The sequence below is a fragment of the Levilactobacillus suantsaiihabitans genome, from assembly GCF_004745505.1.
GTDB lineage: Bacteria > Bacillota > Bacilli > Lactobacillales > Lactobacillaceae > Levilactobacillus > Levilactobacillus suantsaiihabitans.
Window position 1 is genome coordinate 159,158 of sequence record NZ_RKLX01000002.1, and the last position, 15,193, is coordinate 174,350.

At 52.5% G+C, this 15,193-nt stretch carries 10 protein-coding genes; 2 read left to right on the top strand and 8 right to left on the bottom strand.

Going from position 1 to position 15,193, the window contains the following annotated elements:
* Positions 1-2 precede the first annotated feature (2 nt).
* Positions 3-482 carry a hypothetical protein gene (locus EGT51_RS02315; protein WP_135367191.1) on the bottom strand — a complete coding sequence of 160 codons (480 nt, stop codon included), beginning with the start codon at positions 480-482 and terminating at the stop codon, positions 3-5.
* A 234-nt stretch (positions 483-716) separates the two neighbouring features.
* Between EGT51_RS02315 and EGT51_RS02320 the strand changes: the two genes are divergently transcribed.
* Positions 717-1,514 (top strand): alpha/beta fold hydrolase, encoded by a 798-nt coding sequence (locus tag EGT51_RS02320; protein ID WP_135367192.1) that lies wholly within the window; start codon positions 717-719, stop codon positions 1,512-1,514.
* A 396-nt stretch (positions 1,515-1,910) separates the two neighbouring features.
* Here EGT51_RS02320 and EGT51_RS02325 read toward each other — a convergent pair whose 3' ends face one another.
* The 5 genes from EGT51_RS02325 to adhE all read right to left on the bottom strand — a co-directional run bounded on the left by EGT51_RS02325 (position 1,911) and on the right by adhE (position 9,486).
* The gene (locus EGT51_RS02325) at positions 1,911-3,098 is read right to left on the bottom strand and encodes an acetate/propionate family kinase (RefSeq protein WP_135367193.1); all 1,188 of its coding nucleotides are present in this window, start codon (positions 3,096-3,098) and stop codon (positions 1,911-1,913) included.
* A 183-nt stretch (positions 3,099-3,281) separates the two neighbouring features.
* Positions 3,282-3,629: an aggregation-promoting factor C-terminal-like domain-containing protein gene (locus EGT51_RS02330; RefSeq protein WP_135367194.1), complete on the bottom strand. Its 348-nt coding sequence runs from the start codon at positions 3,627-3,629 to the stop codon at positions 3,282-3,284.
* 224 nt (positions 3,630-3,853) lie between these two features.
* The gene (apf, locus tag EGT51_RS02335; RefSeq protein ID WP_135367195.1) at positions 3,854-4,498 is read right to left on the bottom strand and encodes an aggregation-promoting factor; all 645 of its coding nucleotides are present in this window, start codon (positions 4,496-4,498) and stop codon (positions 3,854-3,856) included.
* A 1,076-nt stretch (positions 4,499-5,574) separates the two neighbouring features.
* Positions 5,575-6,195: an aggregation-promoting factor gene (gene apf / locus EGT51_RS02340; RefSeq protein ID WP_135367196.1), complete on the bottom strand. Its 621-nt coding sequence runs from the start codon at positions 6,193-6,195 to the stop codon at positions 5,575-5,577.
* Between the two features lie 672 nt (positions 6,196-6,867).
* Complete coding sequence (gene adhE, locus EGT51_RS02345) at positions 6,868-9,486, bottom strand: bifunctional acetaldehyde-CoA/alcohol dehydrogenase (protein WP_135367197.1); 2,619 nt, start codon at positions 9,484-9,486, stop codon at positions 6,868-6,870.
* 409 nt (positions 9,487-9,895) lie between these two features.
* Between adhE and EGT51_RS02350 the strand changes: the two genes are divergently transcribed.
* Entirely contained in the window at positions 9,896-11,689 is a 1,794-nt protein-coding gene (locus tag EGT51_RS02350; protein ID WP_135367198.1) for a glycerophosphoryl diester phosphodiesterase membrane domain-containing protein, read from the top strand.
* A gap of 466 nt (positions 11,690-12,155) precedes the next feature.
* Here EGT51_RS02350 and EGT51_RS02355 read toward each other — a convergent pair whose 3' ends face one another.
* Together EGT51_RS02355 and EGT51_RS02360 are read right to left on the bottom strand one after the other, a co-directional pair.
* Positions 12,156-12,680, bottom strand: a complete 525-nt coding sequence (locus tag EGT51_RS02355) for a DUF1836 domain-containing protein (RefSeq protein ID WP_125575546.1) — start codon at positions 12,678-12,680, stop codon at positions 12,156-12,158.
* An 89-nt stretch (positions 12,681-12,769) separates the two neighbouring features.
* The gene (locus EGT51_RS02360) at positions 12,770-15,115 is read right to left on the bottom strand and encodes a cation-translocating P-type ATPase (protein WP_135367199.1); all 2,346 of its coding nucleotides are present in this window, start codon (positions 15,113-15,115) and stop codon (positions 12,770-12,772) included.
* Positions 15,116-15,193 lie beyond the last annotated feature (78 nt).

Below are 15,193 nucleotides of genomic sequence, written 5' to 3' on the forward strand. Positions count from 1 at the left end.
GCTTATTGGATGACCACATCGTAGTGGTTGCCGGTGATGGCCGCCCCGCGATCATGCACGACTCCCATGCCCAGTGGCGTCATGATTTTGGTCCCAAATGGCACGTTGGCCGGTGCCGCAACGACCCGATAGCCGTTCGGATCCAACCCGTTGGCGCTGATGTGGGTCCCATCGGCGGTCAAACTTCCAGAATAATACGTCCATTTATTGCCGTTGAGGTAGACGACCCCTTGTTGTTCGAACTGGGCCACGCTGATGGTGGCGCCGCTAGCATTGCTGGTCACATTACTCGTCGTGGCCACGGTCGGATTCGTCGTCCGAAACGCCACCTGAGAGCCCGCTGACGCCTGTTGCACGTGTGTTTGATAACCTGGTGCTGGTGTCTGCGTCACGCTCGCACTAGCAGAAACGTTGGAAAAACCGATACCGGCGGCCAGGACCGCGGCGGCGCTGAACGCCGTTAGCATAATTTTTTTAATCATCGAATGGTTCCTCCCTTATGAATGTACCCTTAGCTTACCCCCCAGATATCTCAACGCCATTAGGCCCACGTTACCACTCGATTAAAGAATGTCGGCGTTCATGACAAATTGTCACGGTCTTTACCAAACTGACATAGTGTGCAAGAAAGGATTAAGCCCCCACTTAAGGTCCGTTTAACACGGTGATACTAAGGTATAATTAAGGGTAACTATTGACTTTAAGGAGGAATCTCCATGCAACTACACTACGTATTACGCGGTCACGGCAGTCCAATCGTCTTTCTTCACGGCGCCGCCATCGACCACGACGCCATGATGCAATGGTTCGAGCCGCTTTTGGACGACCAACCGCACACCCGCCTGTATTTGGACTTGCCGGGCATGGGCGCCACGCCGGCCTTGCCCCCCGACCAAACGGACAGCAACCACATCTTGGCGGCGATTCAAGAGACCATCCACGCGGTCTTAGGGACGCAACCCTACACGGTGGTCGGCTATTCCTACGGCGGCTATTTGGCGTTAGGCCTGGCCTTTCAGCAACCCGAACGCGTTGCGCGTCTCTTTTTGGTCTGCCCGACCCTCACTGGGATCAAGGGCGAACGCCACGTGGCCAAACACCGCGTCATTACGACCACGCCCATCGACGTCACGGCCAACGCAGATTACTTTGCCAACTACCAAAAGGTCACGGTCGTCCAAACGCCGCAGACCTGGCAGGCCTTTCAAACGCAGGTCATCCCCGGCATCCGTCGCACCGACCTTGATGCCTTACACCAACTCCACCGCGACCATGGCCAACACTACCGCTTGACCTTTGAATCGGACCTCAAGGCCACCCGCTTCACCCAACCAATCACCTTGTTGTCTGGCCGCTACGACGTCACCATCGGTTACACCGATCACCTAGCCTTCATGGCGCAGCAAGTAAACGGCACCCTGGGACTCTTCGCCGACGCCGGCCACAACCTGCCCATCGACCAATACGCCATGATGGCCGCTTACTTCCGGCACTTTCTGACAACGTTTGCTTGAAAAAGAGTGGGTAATCGGCAACACCAGCCGAACTGGCCGCCTTACCGTTCGCTAGAGATGCGTTGGAACGCTGAGGGCGCCGTTCCAAGCCAAAGAACGGTCTTGGACCTCAACTTTGAGCCGACAACCCGCGTCTCAAAGTTGCCAGTTCCCTAAGCGCCATGGCCCGTGCCACTAAGGGAACTCCCACAGCTGAACGCATCTCTAGCGAACTCCCGGCTACTGTCGTAAGTTTGTCAACTACGAGGGTCATCACGTCTTGTCCCAACATCCGACAACATATCGGTCATCATCGGCACCAATCACCGGGAGCACGGTCACGTTGCAATCAGGTCGGACTGACTTCCGCAACCTAAAAAAGAACCCAGGCAACATCCGCCCAGGCTCTCACTTTACTTATTTGGTTAACCGTGCCACATCACGCACGATCATTAATTCTTCATTTGTTGGGACGACCAGCACTTGAATCTTACTGCCATCCGGGCTGACGATGTGTTCTTCGCCGCGGAAGTCGTTCTTGGCTGGGTCGATGACAATGCCAAAGTAATTCAGCTTGTCGGCCACGGCTTGGCGCATTTCCACACCGTTTTCACCGGAACCCGCCGTAAAGACGATGGCGTCCACGCCACCCAATTCGGCGATATAGCTACCGACGTAACTGACAACGCGGTCCACGAACATCTGCAAGGCCAACTTGGACTTTGGCCGTTCGTCTTGGGTCTTTTCCAAGTCCCGTTGGTCGGGTGACAGCTCGGAAATCCCCAGCAAGCCGGACTTGTGATTTAAAATGTCGATCATTTCCGGCATGGTCTTGTGGAGCTTTTCTGCCAAGAAGGCCACCAGCGACACGTCAATGTCACCGGAGCGCGTCCCCATCATGACCCCTGCCAATGGCGTGAAGCCCATCGAGGTGTCCAGCGCGTGCCCGTGGTCAAAGGCCGTGATGGAAGAGCCGGAGCCCAGGTGCAAGGTGATCAGCTTCAAGTCAGACAACGGCTTGCCTAAGATTTCAGCGGTCCGGTGGGCCACGTAACGGTGACTCGTACCGTGCGCGCCATATTTCCGGGCACCAAATTTATCATAATATTCATACGGAATGCTGTACATGTAGTTCACTGCGGGCATTTCCGTGTACAGCGACGTGTCAAAGACCGCTACCTGCTTGGCTTCCGGCAAAAGTTGTTGGAAGACTTCGATGTAGTAAGCCTGCACGGGGTTGTGCAACGGCGCATAGTCCTTGAGTTCCTTGATCTGCTTTAACACGATCGGCGTGATGAGCGCGGAGTCCTTGAAGACTTCCCCGCCAGCCACGACCCGGTGGCCGACCCCGGTGATCTCACTCAAGTGCTTGACGATACCGTAAGATTTCAGGCGCGTCAGTACCATGGCTGCCGCCAACTTATTGGTGATGTTATCCTGCGTTTCCTTGATCTTCTTGCCATCAGGCAACTTGACCTTGAAAATGGACCCCGGTAAATTCAACCGATCGACCATCCCCGAGGCGATTACCGTCTCTTCGGGCATGGAAAATAACTTCCACTTCAAAGTTGAGCTCCCTGCGTTAATTGCTAATGTCTTTGCCATCGTCCTGATCCTCCCAATCATTTTCTCGGTTACTTCCCAGTTTAAATGATTTTGTAACCGCTTTCAAGAAAAGATTGGCTTTCTGTGAGAATTTTTAGACCAGGCTTCCAGCAACGCACTTTATAAGGAAAATCAAAAAAGCCACGACCGCAGCCGTGACCCGTTAACATGCGATTTATCTGACTAGAACCACCCGTAGCTTAACCAATGACGCTTGGCCTTGACCCATGAGCCGTAACGGTTATGGGCGTAACGATCCGCCGTCTTTTCTTGATTGGCTTTACTGTAATCGCCCTTCAGCATGGAAATGGTCAGTTGGTACTTGCCATAGTACCGACCGTTGCGGGCGCGATAGTTGCCACCGGATTCCTTGACGGCGATCCAGGCCTTGGCCCGCTTTTCCTTCTTGGATAAGGTGCAGGTATAAGTCACGCTGGCTTCAGCCGTGGTCGGGGTCACCACGTCGGCGACACTAGGAAGGGCTAAAGAAACCACCATAACGATTAACATGAAAACAGTCTTAAGTTTCAAATGAATGCCCCTCCTAATGAATTTGTTAAGAATATCATAACGTTCTTAAGTTACAGTCAGATTGTCCGAATGTTACAAACCTGTAACGAGGCACCCCATATTCGCCGGGTTGGTGTAACAATATGTCGTTAAAGCCCGCTGTAGACACAAAAAACGACGGTCAGTTTTTGACACTGAACCGTCGTTTCTTTTTGATTTAATTGGTTAGTTGACCGAAAACTGGTTTAGTACCAGCCGTTTGCTTGCCAGAAGGCCTTGGCTGCGGCCCAAGAACCGTAACGGGAGCTAACGTAAGCATTGGCTACCTTTTCTTGGTTAGCGGCAGAGTAGTCCCCGTTCAAGTAGGATTTGCTCAACTGGTACTTACCGTAGTAATTCCCGTTAGAAGCGGTGTAAGAGCCACCAGATTCCTTGTTGGCGATCCAAGCCTTGGCTGAAGATGAGTCTGACGTGCTGGTTGACGTGGCCGTAGACGCGCTACTAGTCGTACCAGTGGAAGCGGTGTTGCTGGACTGTTGACTGTAGTTGCTGGTCGTATTGGCTGCATTGTAAGTGTTGGTGTTGTTCGTAGTCGTCGTGGATTGGCTAGGTGTCGTGGTAGCACTAGTCGTTGACGTCGTTGAAGCACTCGTGGCGTTAGGAATCTCTAAGGATTCACCCACATAAATCAAGTTAACGTTCTTTAAGTTGTTGGCTTTTTCGATAGCAGAAATGCTGGAGTTGTATTGGTTAGCAATTTTGGCAACCGTGTCTCCCGACTTCACCGTTACCCGGACGTCGGCGTTAGCGGAAGTGGTCCCAGCGAAGATGCCGGCACCTAAGATGGCTGCAGTTCCTAAAGTGGTGATAAAAGCTTTTTTGATATTCATATAAATGAATGTCCTCCTTTTGATTAGTGAATCTGTCTATCAATTACTTAACGAGACCTATCATAACCCGTGGAGGTTACACCGCCATTGTTCCTGAGTTACACCCACGTTAAGAAAAACCGGCTTAAATGACAAACCGTAATGTGGTTAATCCAGTTGCAACATTAACCGGGTTTCCGGTTCTTACGTTGCATCAGTGTGACGGCAACCACGCCATTGCAACGTTTTTAGACAGCAGTCGTCGTTGAACAACACTTTGTGGTGGATGTTTTTTGTAGCTACACACCTCATGACGTCAAAAATAGTCGGCTACAGCCTCACAATCCGAACTGGCCGCCTACCGTTCGCCAAATATGGGTTGGAACGCTGGGGCGGACGGGCCGAGCCAAAGGGCGGTCTCGACGCCTCGCTTTGAGCCGAAGTTCACGTCTCAAAGACGCCAGTTGTCTAAGCGGCATGAACCGCGCCGCTAAGGCAACTCCCACGGCTGAACCCATATTTGGCGAACTCTCGGCTAAGGTAGTGCTTGCCAGCAACAGTCATCTTAACTACAGATAATAGCTGCCATTGACGACTAGTCTTTAATTAACACAATGTTGCTGATAGACGTCAACCTTGCCGGAGTCAGCCAGGGTGGCCCCATCTGGGTCGGCGGTGTTGGCTGAGGTTTTGTCTCAGCCTACAGCGCGGGACGACTTGAGAGACTGGTGATTTTTGCCAGGCTTTCAAGCGAACCGGAAGACCGCCCCTCAGGCTGGAGGTGTCCCCCATAGCAGGCCCCACCCTAGCCTGACGCAGGCACCTGGTTTCACCAATTTTAGGTGTCAGAACACCGTCACTACGGCAATCAGCGCGTTAATTTCACTTTCAACCTTCAGTAGATAATCCCGTATTTACTAAAAGAAAGGATCAGCCATGGATGAACACACTTTAATGTCTTTCCCAACATGGGTCGAAGCCACACATCCAGGATTATCCCTACTTAATTTCCGACAAAAAACGCCCCCGGACCTGCATCCGAAGGCGTTACTTGATTTTAAACGTAAATTAGTTAGCTTATCTAAGCCGCGGTTAGTTTAGTACCAACCGTTAGCTTGCCAGAAAGCTTGGGCAGCTGACCATGAGCCGTAACGGGAAGCGACGTATGAGTTCGCAACCTTTTCTTGGTTAGCAGCTGAGTAGTCACCGTTCAGGTAAGAAGAACTCAGTTGGTACTTTCCAATGTATTGGCCGTTAGTAGCTGAGTATGAACCGCCAGATTCCTTGTTGGCGATCCAAGCCTTAGCGCTAGCTTCGGAACCAGACACACCAGTAGAAGCAGTCGTGCTGCTTGCTTGGGTGTTGTTGGTCGTCGTTGCTTGGTTAGTCGTTGCTTGACTAGTCGTGGATTGGCTAGCTTGGTTGTTAGTCGTGTAGTTTTGGCTGGCAACGTTAGAGCTGCTAGTCGTGGCCGTCTTCGTGCTGCTTGGCACGTTCAGCGTTTGACCCACGTAGATCAAGTTGCTGTTGCTCAAGCTGTTGGCACTTTCGATGGCACTAACGGATGAACCGTATTGGTTAGCTAATGACCAAACAGAATCCCCCTGCTTGACCGTAACATTAGTGTCGGCGTTGGCCGTGACGTTGGTGGCGAACAGGCCGGCACCGACAACGGCAACCGTACCCAAAGTATTAACTAAAGCTTTTTTGATATTCATGATAAATGAATGTCCTCCTTTGTTTGCTTAACGGCTATTAGAATAACTGATGGTTGTGTCAGTTAGATTGGGGTTACGTTACGCCAGCGTTAAGAAAAATATTACAGTGTGACAATCTGTAATATTTGTAATGGTGTTGTCACATAAACCGCTTTTTTGGCCTCATTTTTACCCATTTTGGCGCAAACGACCCTGATTTTTCCGTGTCTTTTGCACTGAATATCCCTAAAAATTTCCCAATTTTCATGAAAATTTGATGAAAAATGGGGGGTGCGAGGCCGATTTTTATGATTGTAGTCGTTAATAGTTAAGTAAAATCGATCGAAATCCGACTAAATTCGGCCTAACTTTTGCTCTCATCACGCAATCACTAACCCCCCAAATGCGCAACCCCCACCACGATTCACTGATAAATCTCGTTATACTATAGTAGAAACTTACTGCTAATCGTCCCCCAAATCGCCGCTCTACGGCACCAGCACAGCGATTCTGGCGTCCCTTTACCTTCGGGTTGGCACATTCCCCAGCGCAGGTGAAACGATTGGACCCCCGACAGCGACTCTGGTCCGTCACTTTTTCCTGAAGACGCCAAAAAACTAGGCCAGCCTCCCCGGGTAAAGGGAAACTGACCTAGTTTTACAGAGAGTTGAGTCCGAATACGGTCGTTAGTCGTTATTTTTCAACGTTCTTACCATCGTATTCGTCAATCATAATTTGTTTCAGTTCAGAAACAAGTGGTTCACGTGGGTTAGCGGTCGTGCATTGGTCTTCAAAGGCTAATTCCGCCAGCTTGTCGACCGTCTTGTCGAAGTGGGCCTTGTCGACACCGTTGGCCTTCAAGCTCAAGGTCACGTCAACGGAGTGGGCCAAGTCGATGATCTTGTTGACCAAGGCTTCCTTCAATTCTTCCTTTGTCGTGCCTGGCAAGCCCAGGTAACGCGCGATTTGAGCGTAGTCTTCATCAGCCCGGAAGTATTCGTACTTCGGCCACATGGTCAGCTTCGTTGGTTCCTTGAAGTTGTAGCGGATCACGTGTGGTAAGGTGATGGCAATGGCCAGGCCGTGTGGTAAGCCGAATTCGCCACCCAGTTTGTGGGCGATGGAGTGGTCGACCCCTAAGAAGGCGTTGGCGAAGGCCATCCCGGCTAAGGTCGACGCGTTATGCATTTCCTCACGCGCCGTGATGTCGCCGTTGTACGAGTTGGTCAGGTTATCCATGACCAGCTTGATGGCTTGCAGCGACCATGGCCGCGTGTAATCGGAAGCCATGTTGGAAACGTAGGATTCGATGGCGTGGGTCAAGACGTCCAGTCCAGAGTAAGCCACCGTCTTCTTTGGCACCGTTTCGATAAATTGAGAATCCACGATGGCAACGTCTGGCGTCAAGGCGTAGTCGGCCAGTGGGTACTTCACGTGGGTCTTGGAATCCGTGATGACGGAGAATGGCGTCACTTCTGAACCAGTCCCTGAGGTCGTTGGAATAGCTACGAATTGGGCCTTGTGCGGCTTGTTGAACTTGTAAGCTCGCTTCCGGATATCCAAGAACTTTTGCTTAGCCCCAAAGAAGCTAGCTTCTGGGTCTTCGTAGAACAACCACATGTTCTTGGCGGCATCCATCGCAGAGCCCCCACCTAATGCCACGATGGTGTCTGGCTTGAACATCCGCATTTGCGTGACCCCACGGTTGACCGTGTCGGTCGTTGGGTCGGGTTCTACGTCGGAAAACAGGGAGTATTCGATGCCATTTGGTTGGCGTTTCAATTCGTTTAAGACCGTGTCGACGTAACCCAATTCCACCATGGCTGGGTCCGTAACTAAGAACACGCGCTTGATGCCTGGCATATCGTCCAGGTAACGGACAGAGGTCTTTTCGAAGTAAACTCGAGGTAATTTAATCCATTGCATATTATTTCGCCGCTTTGCAATCGTTTTGATGTTCAACAGGTCAAATGAGGAAACGTTGTGGGACACGGAGTTCTTGCCCCATGAACCAGTCCCCAAGGTCAGTGATGGCACCATTTCGTTGTAGAGGTTCCCAATCCCACCGATAGCGGATGGGGTATTGACCAAGACCCGGCTGGCCTTCATCTTGATGCCAAATTCAGTGGCCAAATCGTCGTCCATGGTGTGGATGGCTGCCGTGTGGCCCAGCCCACCGAAGTGCAGCAGTTGGTCACAGAGGTCAAAAGCGTTTTCCTTGCTGGTAGCCTTGTAAACGGAGATCATTGGGCACAGTTTTTCTTGGGATAGTGGGAATTTCGGTCCCACACCCGTGATCTCAGCGGCCAAGACCTTGGTGCCTGCAGGAATCTTGATGCCGGCAATGTCAGCGATCTTCTGGGCAGACATGCCGGGAACGGGGCCCTTAACGCCGCCTTCTGGCTTGAACATGGCTTCGGCTAAGGCCTTTTCGTCGCTCTTCTTAATGAAGAAGACGCCACGTGCTTGCATTTCTTTCTTAACTTCCGCGTAGATTTCGTGGTCGATGATGGCACTGTTTTCAGAAGCACAAACCATCCCGTTGTCAAAGGTCTTGGATAAGACGATGTCGTAAACGGCCCGCTTGATGTTGGCCGTCTTTTCAATGTAAGCCGGACCGTTACCAGGACCGACCCCTAAGGCTGGCTTCCCGGTGGAGTAAGCGGCCTTGACCATGCCTGGACCCCCAGTTGCCAAGACACTGGCAACCATCGGGTGGTTCATCAAAGCGGTCGTGGCTTCGATACTAGGCTTTTCGATCCAAGAGATCACGCCTTCAGGTGCCCCGGCCGCAATGGCAGCGTCGCGCACGACTTTAGCCGCCATGACGGAAGACTTCTGTGCTTGCGGGTGGAACGCGAAGATGATCGGGTTACGCGTCTTGACCGCAATCAGGGACTTGAATAAGGTCGTGGACGTTGGGTTGGTGACCGGCGTGACCCCGGCTAAGATGCCCAGCGGTTCTGCCACCGTAATCAGTTGGCGTTCGTGGTCGTCTTTGATGATGCCGACCGTCTTGTCCTTTTTGATTGAGTGCCAAATTTCTTCAGTCGCGTACATGTTTTTGATGGCCTTGTCTTCCATCACACCCCGACCCGTTTCGTCGAAAGCGGCTTGGGCCAGTTCCATATGGTGGTCCAACCCGGCGATGGCCATCTGGTGGACGATGTGGTCGACCTTGGCTTGGTCAAAGCTGTCCATCGCGCACAAGGCGTCGTGAGCCTTGGCGGTTAAGCGGTCGATCATTTGATCAACAGTTTCATTGTTTTCTTGTTTTTTAGTAGTGGTTTTCTCTTTCACGTCTTTTAACATGGTTATGCCTCCATTTTTGAAAACATCTTTGTTAACTTCTTCACGAGATATATCATATCATGATTTTGAAATTACGCAAGACCTTTTTGTTAAAAATATCACAATTAATTTGTCCAGCTTACTAGCCTTGATTTAACGGGGCTTACGGCCGTTTGAAATGTAAGCGCATACACCTCGGTAAAAATAAATTACCGGTTCTTATATCTGTGAATAAAATCACTACCGAACTATTTTGTTTTCATAACTATCCGTAGTCTTTTCAAAATACGCCTCCCATCTCACCGGCGAACACGCCCCGCCACAGTTCTCAGGTAGCCGGCCCGTGATTGTGCTAAAGTAGAAGGTAAATACATTAGCGAAAGTGCCGGTAACCACTGGGACTTTCACTCGTTGAGAGGAGTTGAGAACTGTGCAAGCTTGGCGGTTCTGGCGGGAAGCGACCCGTCATTTTTTCCAACACTGGGGGAGCTACGTGACACTGGTCTTCGTGACCAATCTGGCCATTAGCTATCTGGCGGTGCCGGCCTTGACTTGGCTGACGTCCGCTTTGATGGACTGGCAACACGTCCCTTACGTGTCCTACACCAACATTGGCGCCATTGCGTTCCAGCATCCTTTGGCCATCATCGGCCTGGTGCTAATCTTACTGGTGGTCGTCACCCTGATCTATTGGCAATTTGCCTACTTATTACTGGGGATCATTAACATTCGTAACGGGCGCCCGGAATCCACCCGAGCCCTCTTGGCCGACACGGTCCGGAGCATTGCCGGCGCCTCCCCCAGCACCTTTTTATTTTTCATCGGCTACTTCATCGTCATCATCCCGTTTGGTAGCGAGCTGTTCACCACGCCCCTGCTCAACAAGGCCAAGATTCCCGCCTTTATCGTGAGTTATCTCATGGATAACCCGCTGTGGGCCGCGCTATTGGCAGTCGGCTACGTGGTGGCGGCCTACATCGGCATTCGCCTGATTGCGGTCTTGCCGCTGATGATGCTCGACCACTACCACAGTCGTGAGGCCATTCGCCTGAGCTGGCAACGAACCCGCCACAATTTCTGGAACTACCTGAGTAAAATTCTATTGACGCTAGCTTTGATCAGCGCCACCGTCTTTGTCATCTACGCCGCCCTCTACATTGGCCAGGTGTTGTTTGATAAAACGCACGTGGCTCTGGTCGCGGCGACCGCCAACCTCTTCTTGATGGAAGTCATTACGGAATTTATCGTGTGCTACGCGACGGTGCTGTTCATGATGATCATCTTGAGCAGTCACGACCGTCACCAGCGGACCCCGTTGTCGCTGTTTAGCTTCAGAGAACCTGCCAAGACCAAGTTGCGGACCCGCCTGTTGATTGTCAGTGGACTGGCCGTCATTAGTGCCACGCTGGTCGGCTTCAACCTCATCTACTTAAACGGCCTGGCCATGACCAAACCGCTGACGATTGCCCACCGCGGCGTCGACCATGGCAACGGCGTCCAAAACACGATTCCCGCCATGATCAAGACCAGCCGCGAGAAACCCGACTTCGTGGAAATGGACGTCCGCATGACCAAGGATCACCAATTTGTCGTGATGCACGATGCCAATCTGAAGGCGCTGGCTGGCTTGAAACGGTCCGTGGCCAAGATGACGCTCAAGCAGCTGACTAAGGTGACCGTCACGGAAAACGGCTACCAGGCCAAGATTCCCAGCTTTAACCAGTACCTGAACACGGCCATCCGCCACCATCAACGTCTCCTGATTGAGATCAAGACGGGCAGCGCCGATACACCGGATCTCTCGGAACGCTTCTACCGGCAATTTGGCCAACGCATCCTGGCCCACCACGAGCAGATTCACACGCTCAGTTATAAAATCATGAATCAATTGAAGACTGAGCACCCCGACCTGTTCGTCAGCTACATCATGCCCTACAACCTGACGTTCCCGCACACCCGGGCCAACGCCTACACCATGGAATCCACCACGCTCAACGATTCCTTCATCGATCAGGCCAACCGTCAGCATAAGAAAGTTTATGCCTGGGACATCGACACCATCACCAACCTGGATCAAATGATGTTTCTGGGCGCCAACGGGGTCATCACCAACAACCTGTCGGTGATCCAACAAGAAATCAAGGAAAACACGGATCATCCCAGCTACGCCAACTTGTTGTTGACGCTGATGAATGATTTGTCCTTGGAGTCGCAAACCCAATAATGCCGCATAGGGGTTCAGCCATGGAAGTTGTCTTAACGGCGCGGTTCTGCCACTTAGACAACTGGCGTCTTTGAGACGCGACTTTCGGCTCAAAGCGAGGCGGCGAGACCCGTCCGCCCCAGCGTTCCAACCCATGTTTGGCGGACGGTAGACGGCCAAGTTCAAATTGTGAGGCTGAAAACAACTATTCTTGACGCCATAAGTCGCATGATAACAATTATTCCAGCTGATTTTCGTCTTTCAACCTTCAGCTGTACACAAAAACGACTGTTGACACAGGTTTCGGCCTGGTCGGCAGTCGTTTTTATCTTTAAATCTGTAGGTTGAAAGCCTAAAACTGGCTAGAATCACTCGAGCCTGGGACAAAACCTACCAGGCTCGTTCGCGTGACCTTTACATAGCTGAAACGTGCGCCAAGAGGCAGCCGGCTAATCGCCTTTTGTCCCACTCTCACACGCTTTTTCCATTATTTCTTCTCAATTTTACGAATCGGCCGCTTGATCAAGTGCAACAACTTTTCCGATTGCAAGCGCGCCACCACGGCATCGACGGCGACTTGCATCAGCTTTTCGTTCAGGTCCTTGGCCGCGGGTTGGACCTGGTCTTCACCCAAGTGGTGGAGCCGATCTTCCAGGCGGTCGATGAAGTTATCATAGGCCTGCTTGGGATAGTCACCCGCCGTGATTTGGTCGATTCCTGAGCGGACCGTATCCGTTTGGAACATGGGCTTTAGGAGGCTGATCATTAAAATATCGGTCAGCTGCATGGTCTGATACTTCTTCTTCACCGGTGCCAAGATGACGTTATGCTTCACGTAATTGTTAATCATCGCCGGCGTAATCATGTCAACGCCCAGCGGCCCCAGCACGTCGTTGATCAGTGCCGTTACCTGGTCCATGTACAAGTCAAACTTCGGTAAATCATCCCACCGGGGCAACTTGACGCCGTGCATCTGGTGTTCCCAACGGGTGTATTGATTAAAATCAGCCATGTCTTTTCCCTACCCTTCCGTTTCTAGGTCCAATTATAGCATATAATCTAGTCTCAATGACTAGCTAAAGCTCAATTTTGACAATTCACCTAGCGCCAGTGAATCTTGCTTAAGATCCGGTGTCCCAAGACGTCTTGGACCAAGATGAAGACCGGAACCACGCTCACCATCAGCGGCAAGTAGAGCAAGGCCAAGCGCCAATTTAGCAGGCTGACCAGCGAAAAGATGGGGCCAAAGAAGATGAAGATGATGGCAAATAACCCGGCCATCAGCGCCACCAACCCGACCTTGAAGCGATTCAGCGGCCGAGCCACCATGACCAGGGCGTTGAGACTGATGAGGCCGGTCATCAAGACGCTCAGCGTTGAGGTCGTCGCAAAACTCAGATGAAATTGCGTGCCGATCCCCATAATGACCAGGATGTAGCCGACCACGCAGACGGCGGCCGGCGCGGCGATTTCCATGACTTGCTTCATAAAGCGACCAGTAATCCGCGCATAGTTGGGCTGTAGAGCCAAGAAGAACGTGGGAATACCCACCATCAAAGACGAGATGGGCGTCAGTTGAATCGGTTCAAAGGGATAGCTGCGACTCATGAAGATAAAAATCAGCGTCAAGGCTACGGAATACATGGTCTTGATCAAGAAGAGCGAGGCCACCCGCTCGATGTTGTTAATAACCCGGCGACCTTCATTTAAGACGTTGATCATGGCGTCAAAATTCGAGTTCACTAAGACGAAATCCGCCAAACTCTTGGTGGCTTCGCTCCCCGAGGCCATGGCGATGCTGCAATCGGCCTGGCGTAACGCCAACAGGTCGTTGACCCCGTCACCGGTCATGGCGACCGTGTGCCCCGCCGCTTGGTAGGCCTTGATCAGCGACTCCTTTTGTTGCGGCGTCACCCGGCCGAAGACGTTGTAGTCCGCCACCAGCTGGGCGTAGTCCGGGCTCGGGCCCACCTGACTCATGTCGACCAGTTGTTGGGCACCGGCGATGTCGGCACGTGCGGCGATGCTGGCGACCGTTACGGGATTGTCCCCGGAAATGACCTTCAAGGCCACGTCTTGATTGGCAAAATAACCAAAGGTATCCTTGGCCCGCGGCCGGAGTTCATCGGTAATGAGCACCAAACCAATGGCCTGCGGATCAGTCGGCCGCGGCGTCGCTAAATCGGCTGCCGTGGCGAGCACCAGGACCCGGTACCCCTGCGCGGCCAGCGTTTGAATGCGCTGCTGAAGCGCGGCTGGGACGGTCTCGAAGATAAACTCGGGCGCCCCCATGAGGGTGGCTTGTCCTGCCAAGACGGCCCCGCTCCATTTACGACCGGAAGAAAATGGCAAGACTTGCCCGGCTTGAACGGCTGGTGTGCCCAAGGCAGCTTGAATGGCTTGTGCCGTTTCGTTGTCATCCCCGGTCGCGGCGACTAATTGGGCTAGCTGTGTTTGTGCGGCCTGCTGGGTGACGTTACCGAGGGGGTCCACCCGGTCCAATTGAAGCTGGCCGTTGGTAATGGTCCCCGTCTTATCCAGACACAACACGTCGACTCGAGCCAACGCCTCGATGGCCGGCAATTCCCGCACCAACACGTGATGCCGCCCCAGGGTAAGCGCCCCGGCCGCCAGGGCCACCGACGTCAGTAATACCAAGCCCTCCGGAATCATCCCGACCATCGAGGCCACGGTACCCAGAATGGCGCGCGTTTGACTCTGCCCCCGCAACATGGCGGAAATGAACAATGCGGCTCCCAGTGGGATGATGGCAAACGTCAAGACCTTGATAATTCGATTAATAATCGTGAGCAATTGGCTGGCGCTGCGGCGGTCTTTCTTGGCCGAATGGGCCAGTTGTTTGACAAAACTGCCGTGGCCGACCGTGGTCGCCTGAACCAGGGCCCGACCGCCAAGAATGACGCTACCGGAGACCAGGTCATCCCCGGTCTGTTTACTGATGGGCGTGGATTCCCCGGTAATCTGGGACTCGTCGACTTCGAGCCCCGCGGTATCGCGAATGCGGCCGTCCACCGGCAACTGATCGCCGCGGCCGAGTTCCAAGATGTCGTCTTGCACGATGGCATCCTGATGATAGGCCGCCACCTGGCCGTCACGTAAGACATTGATTTTGCCTTCCGACAACAGGGCCAGCTTATCGACCTGGCGTTTCGAGCGAATTTCTTGGAAAATGCCAATCCCCGTGTTGACCACGACGACCCCCAAGAAAAGTAAATTTTTATAACTCCCGGTAAACAGCACCAAGGCCCCTAAGAGCACGTTGATTAAGTTAAATAGCGTTAATAAATTATCCCGAAAAATTTGTTGGACACTGCGGGTCAGCGGGGGCAAGGGGTCATTCTGTTGACCGGCCGCCACCCGCTGGGCCACCTCTGCGGCCGTTAAGCCTAAATCTAACGGTGTCTCTTCCCGTTTTGTTGTGGTCATTTTCCCGTAGCCTCCTTCACGTTTGTTTACCCCTTTATTGTACTAGAAAACCCCACCGATTAGCGCTTATTTCGTTGG

Coding starts and splice junctions, on each gene's coding strand:
- EGT51_RS02315 (WP_135367191.1), bottom strand. CDS start 482: ATGATTAAAAAAATTATGCTAACGGCGTTCAGCGCCGCCGCGGTCCTG.
- EGT51_RS02320 (WP_135367192.1), top strand. CDS start 717: ATGCAACTACACTACGTATTACGCGGTCACGGCAGTCCAATCGTCTTT.
- EGT51_RS02325 (WP_135367193.1), bottom strand. CDS start 3,098: ATGGCAAAGACATTAGCAATTAACGCAGGGAGCTCAACTTTGAAGTGG.
- apf (WP_135367195.1), bottom strand. CDS start 4,498: ATGAATATCAAAAAAGCTTTTATCACCACTTTAGGAACTGCAGCCATC.
- apf (WP_135367196.1), bottom strand. CDS start 6,195: ATGAATATCAAAAAAGCTTTAGTTAATACTTTGGGTACGGTTGCCGTT.
- adhE (WP_135367197.1), bottom strand. CDS start 9,486: ATGTTAAAAGACGTGAAAGAGAAAACCACTACTAAAAAACAAGAAAAC.
- EGT51_RS02355 (WP_125575546.1), bottom strand. CDS start 12,680: ATGGCTGATTTTAATCAATACACCCGTTGGGAACACCAGATGCACGGC.
- EGT51_RS02360 (WP_135367199.1), bottom strand. CDS start 15,115: ATGACCACAACAAAACGGGAAGAGACACCGTTAGATTTAGGCTTAACG.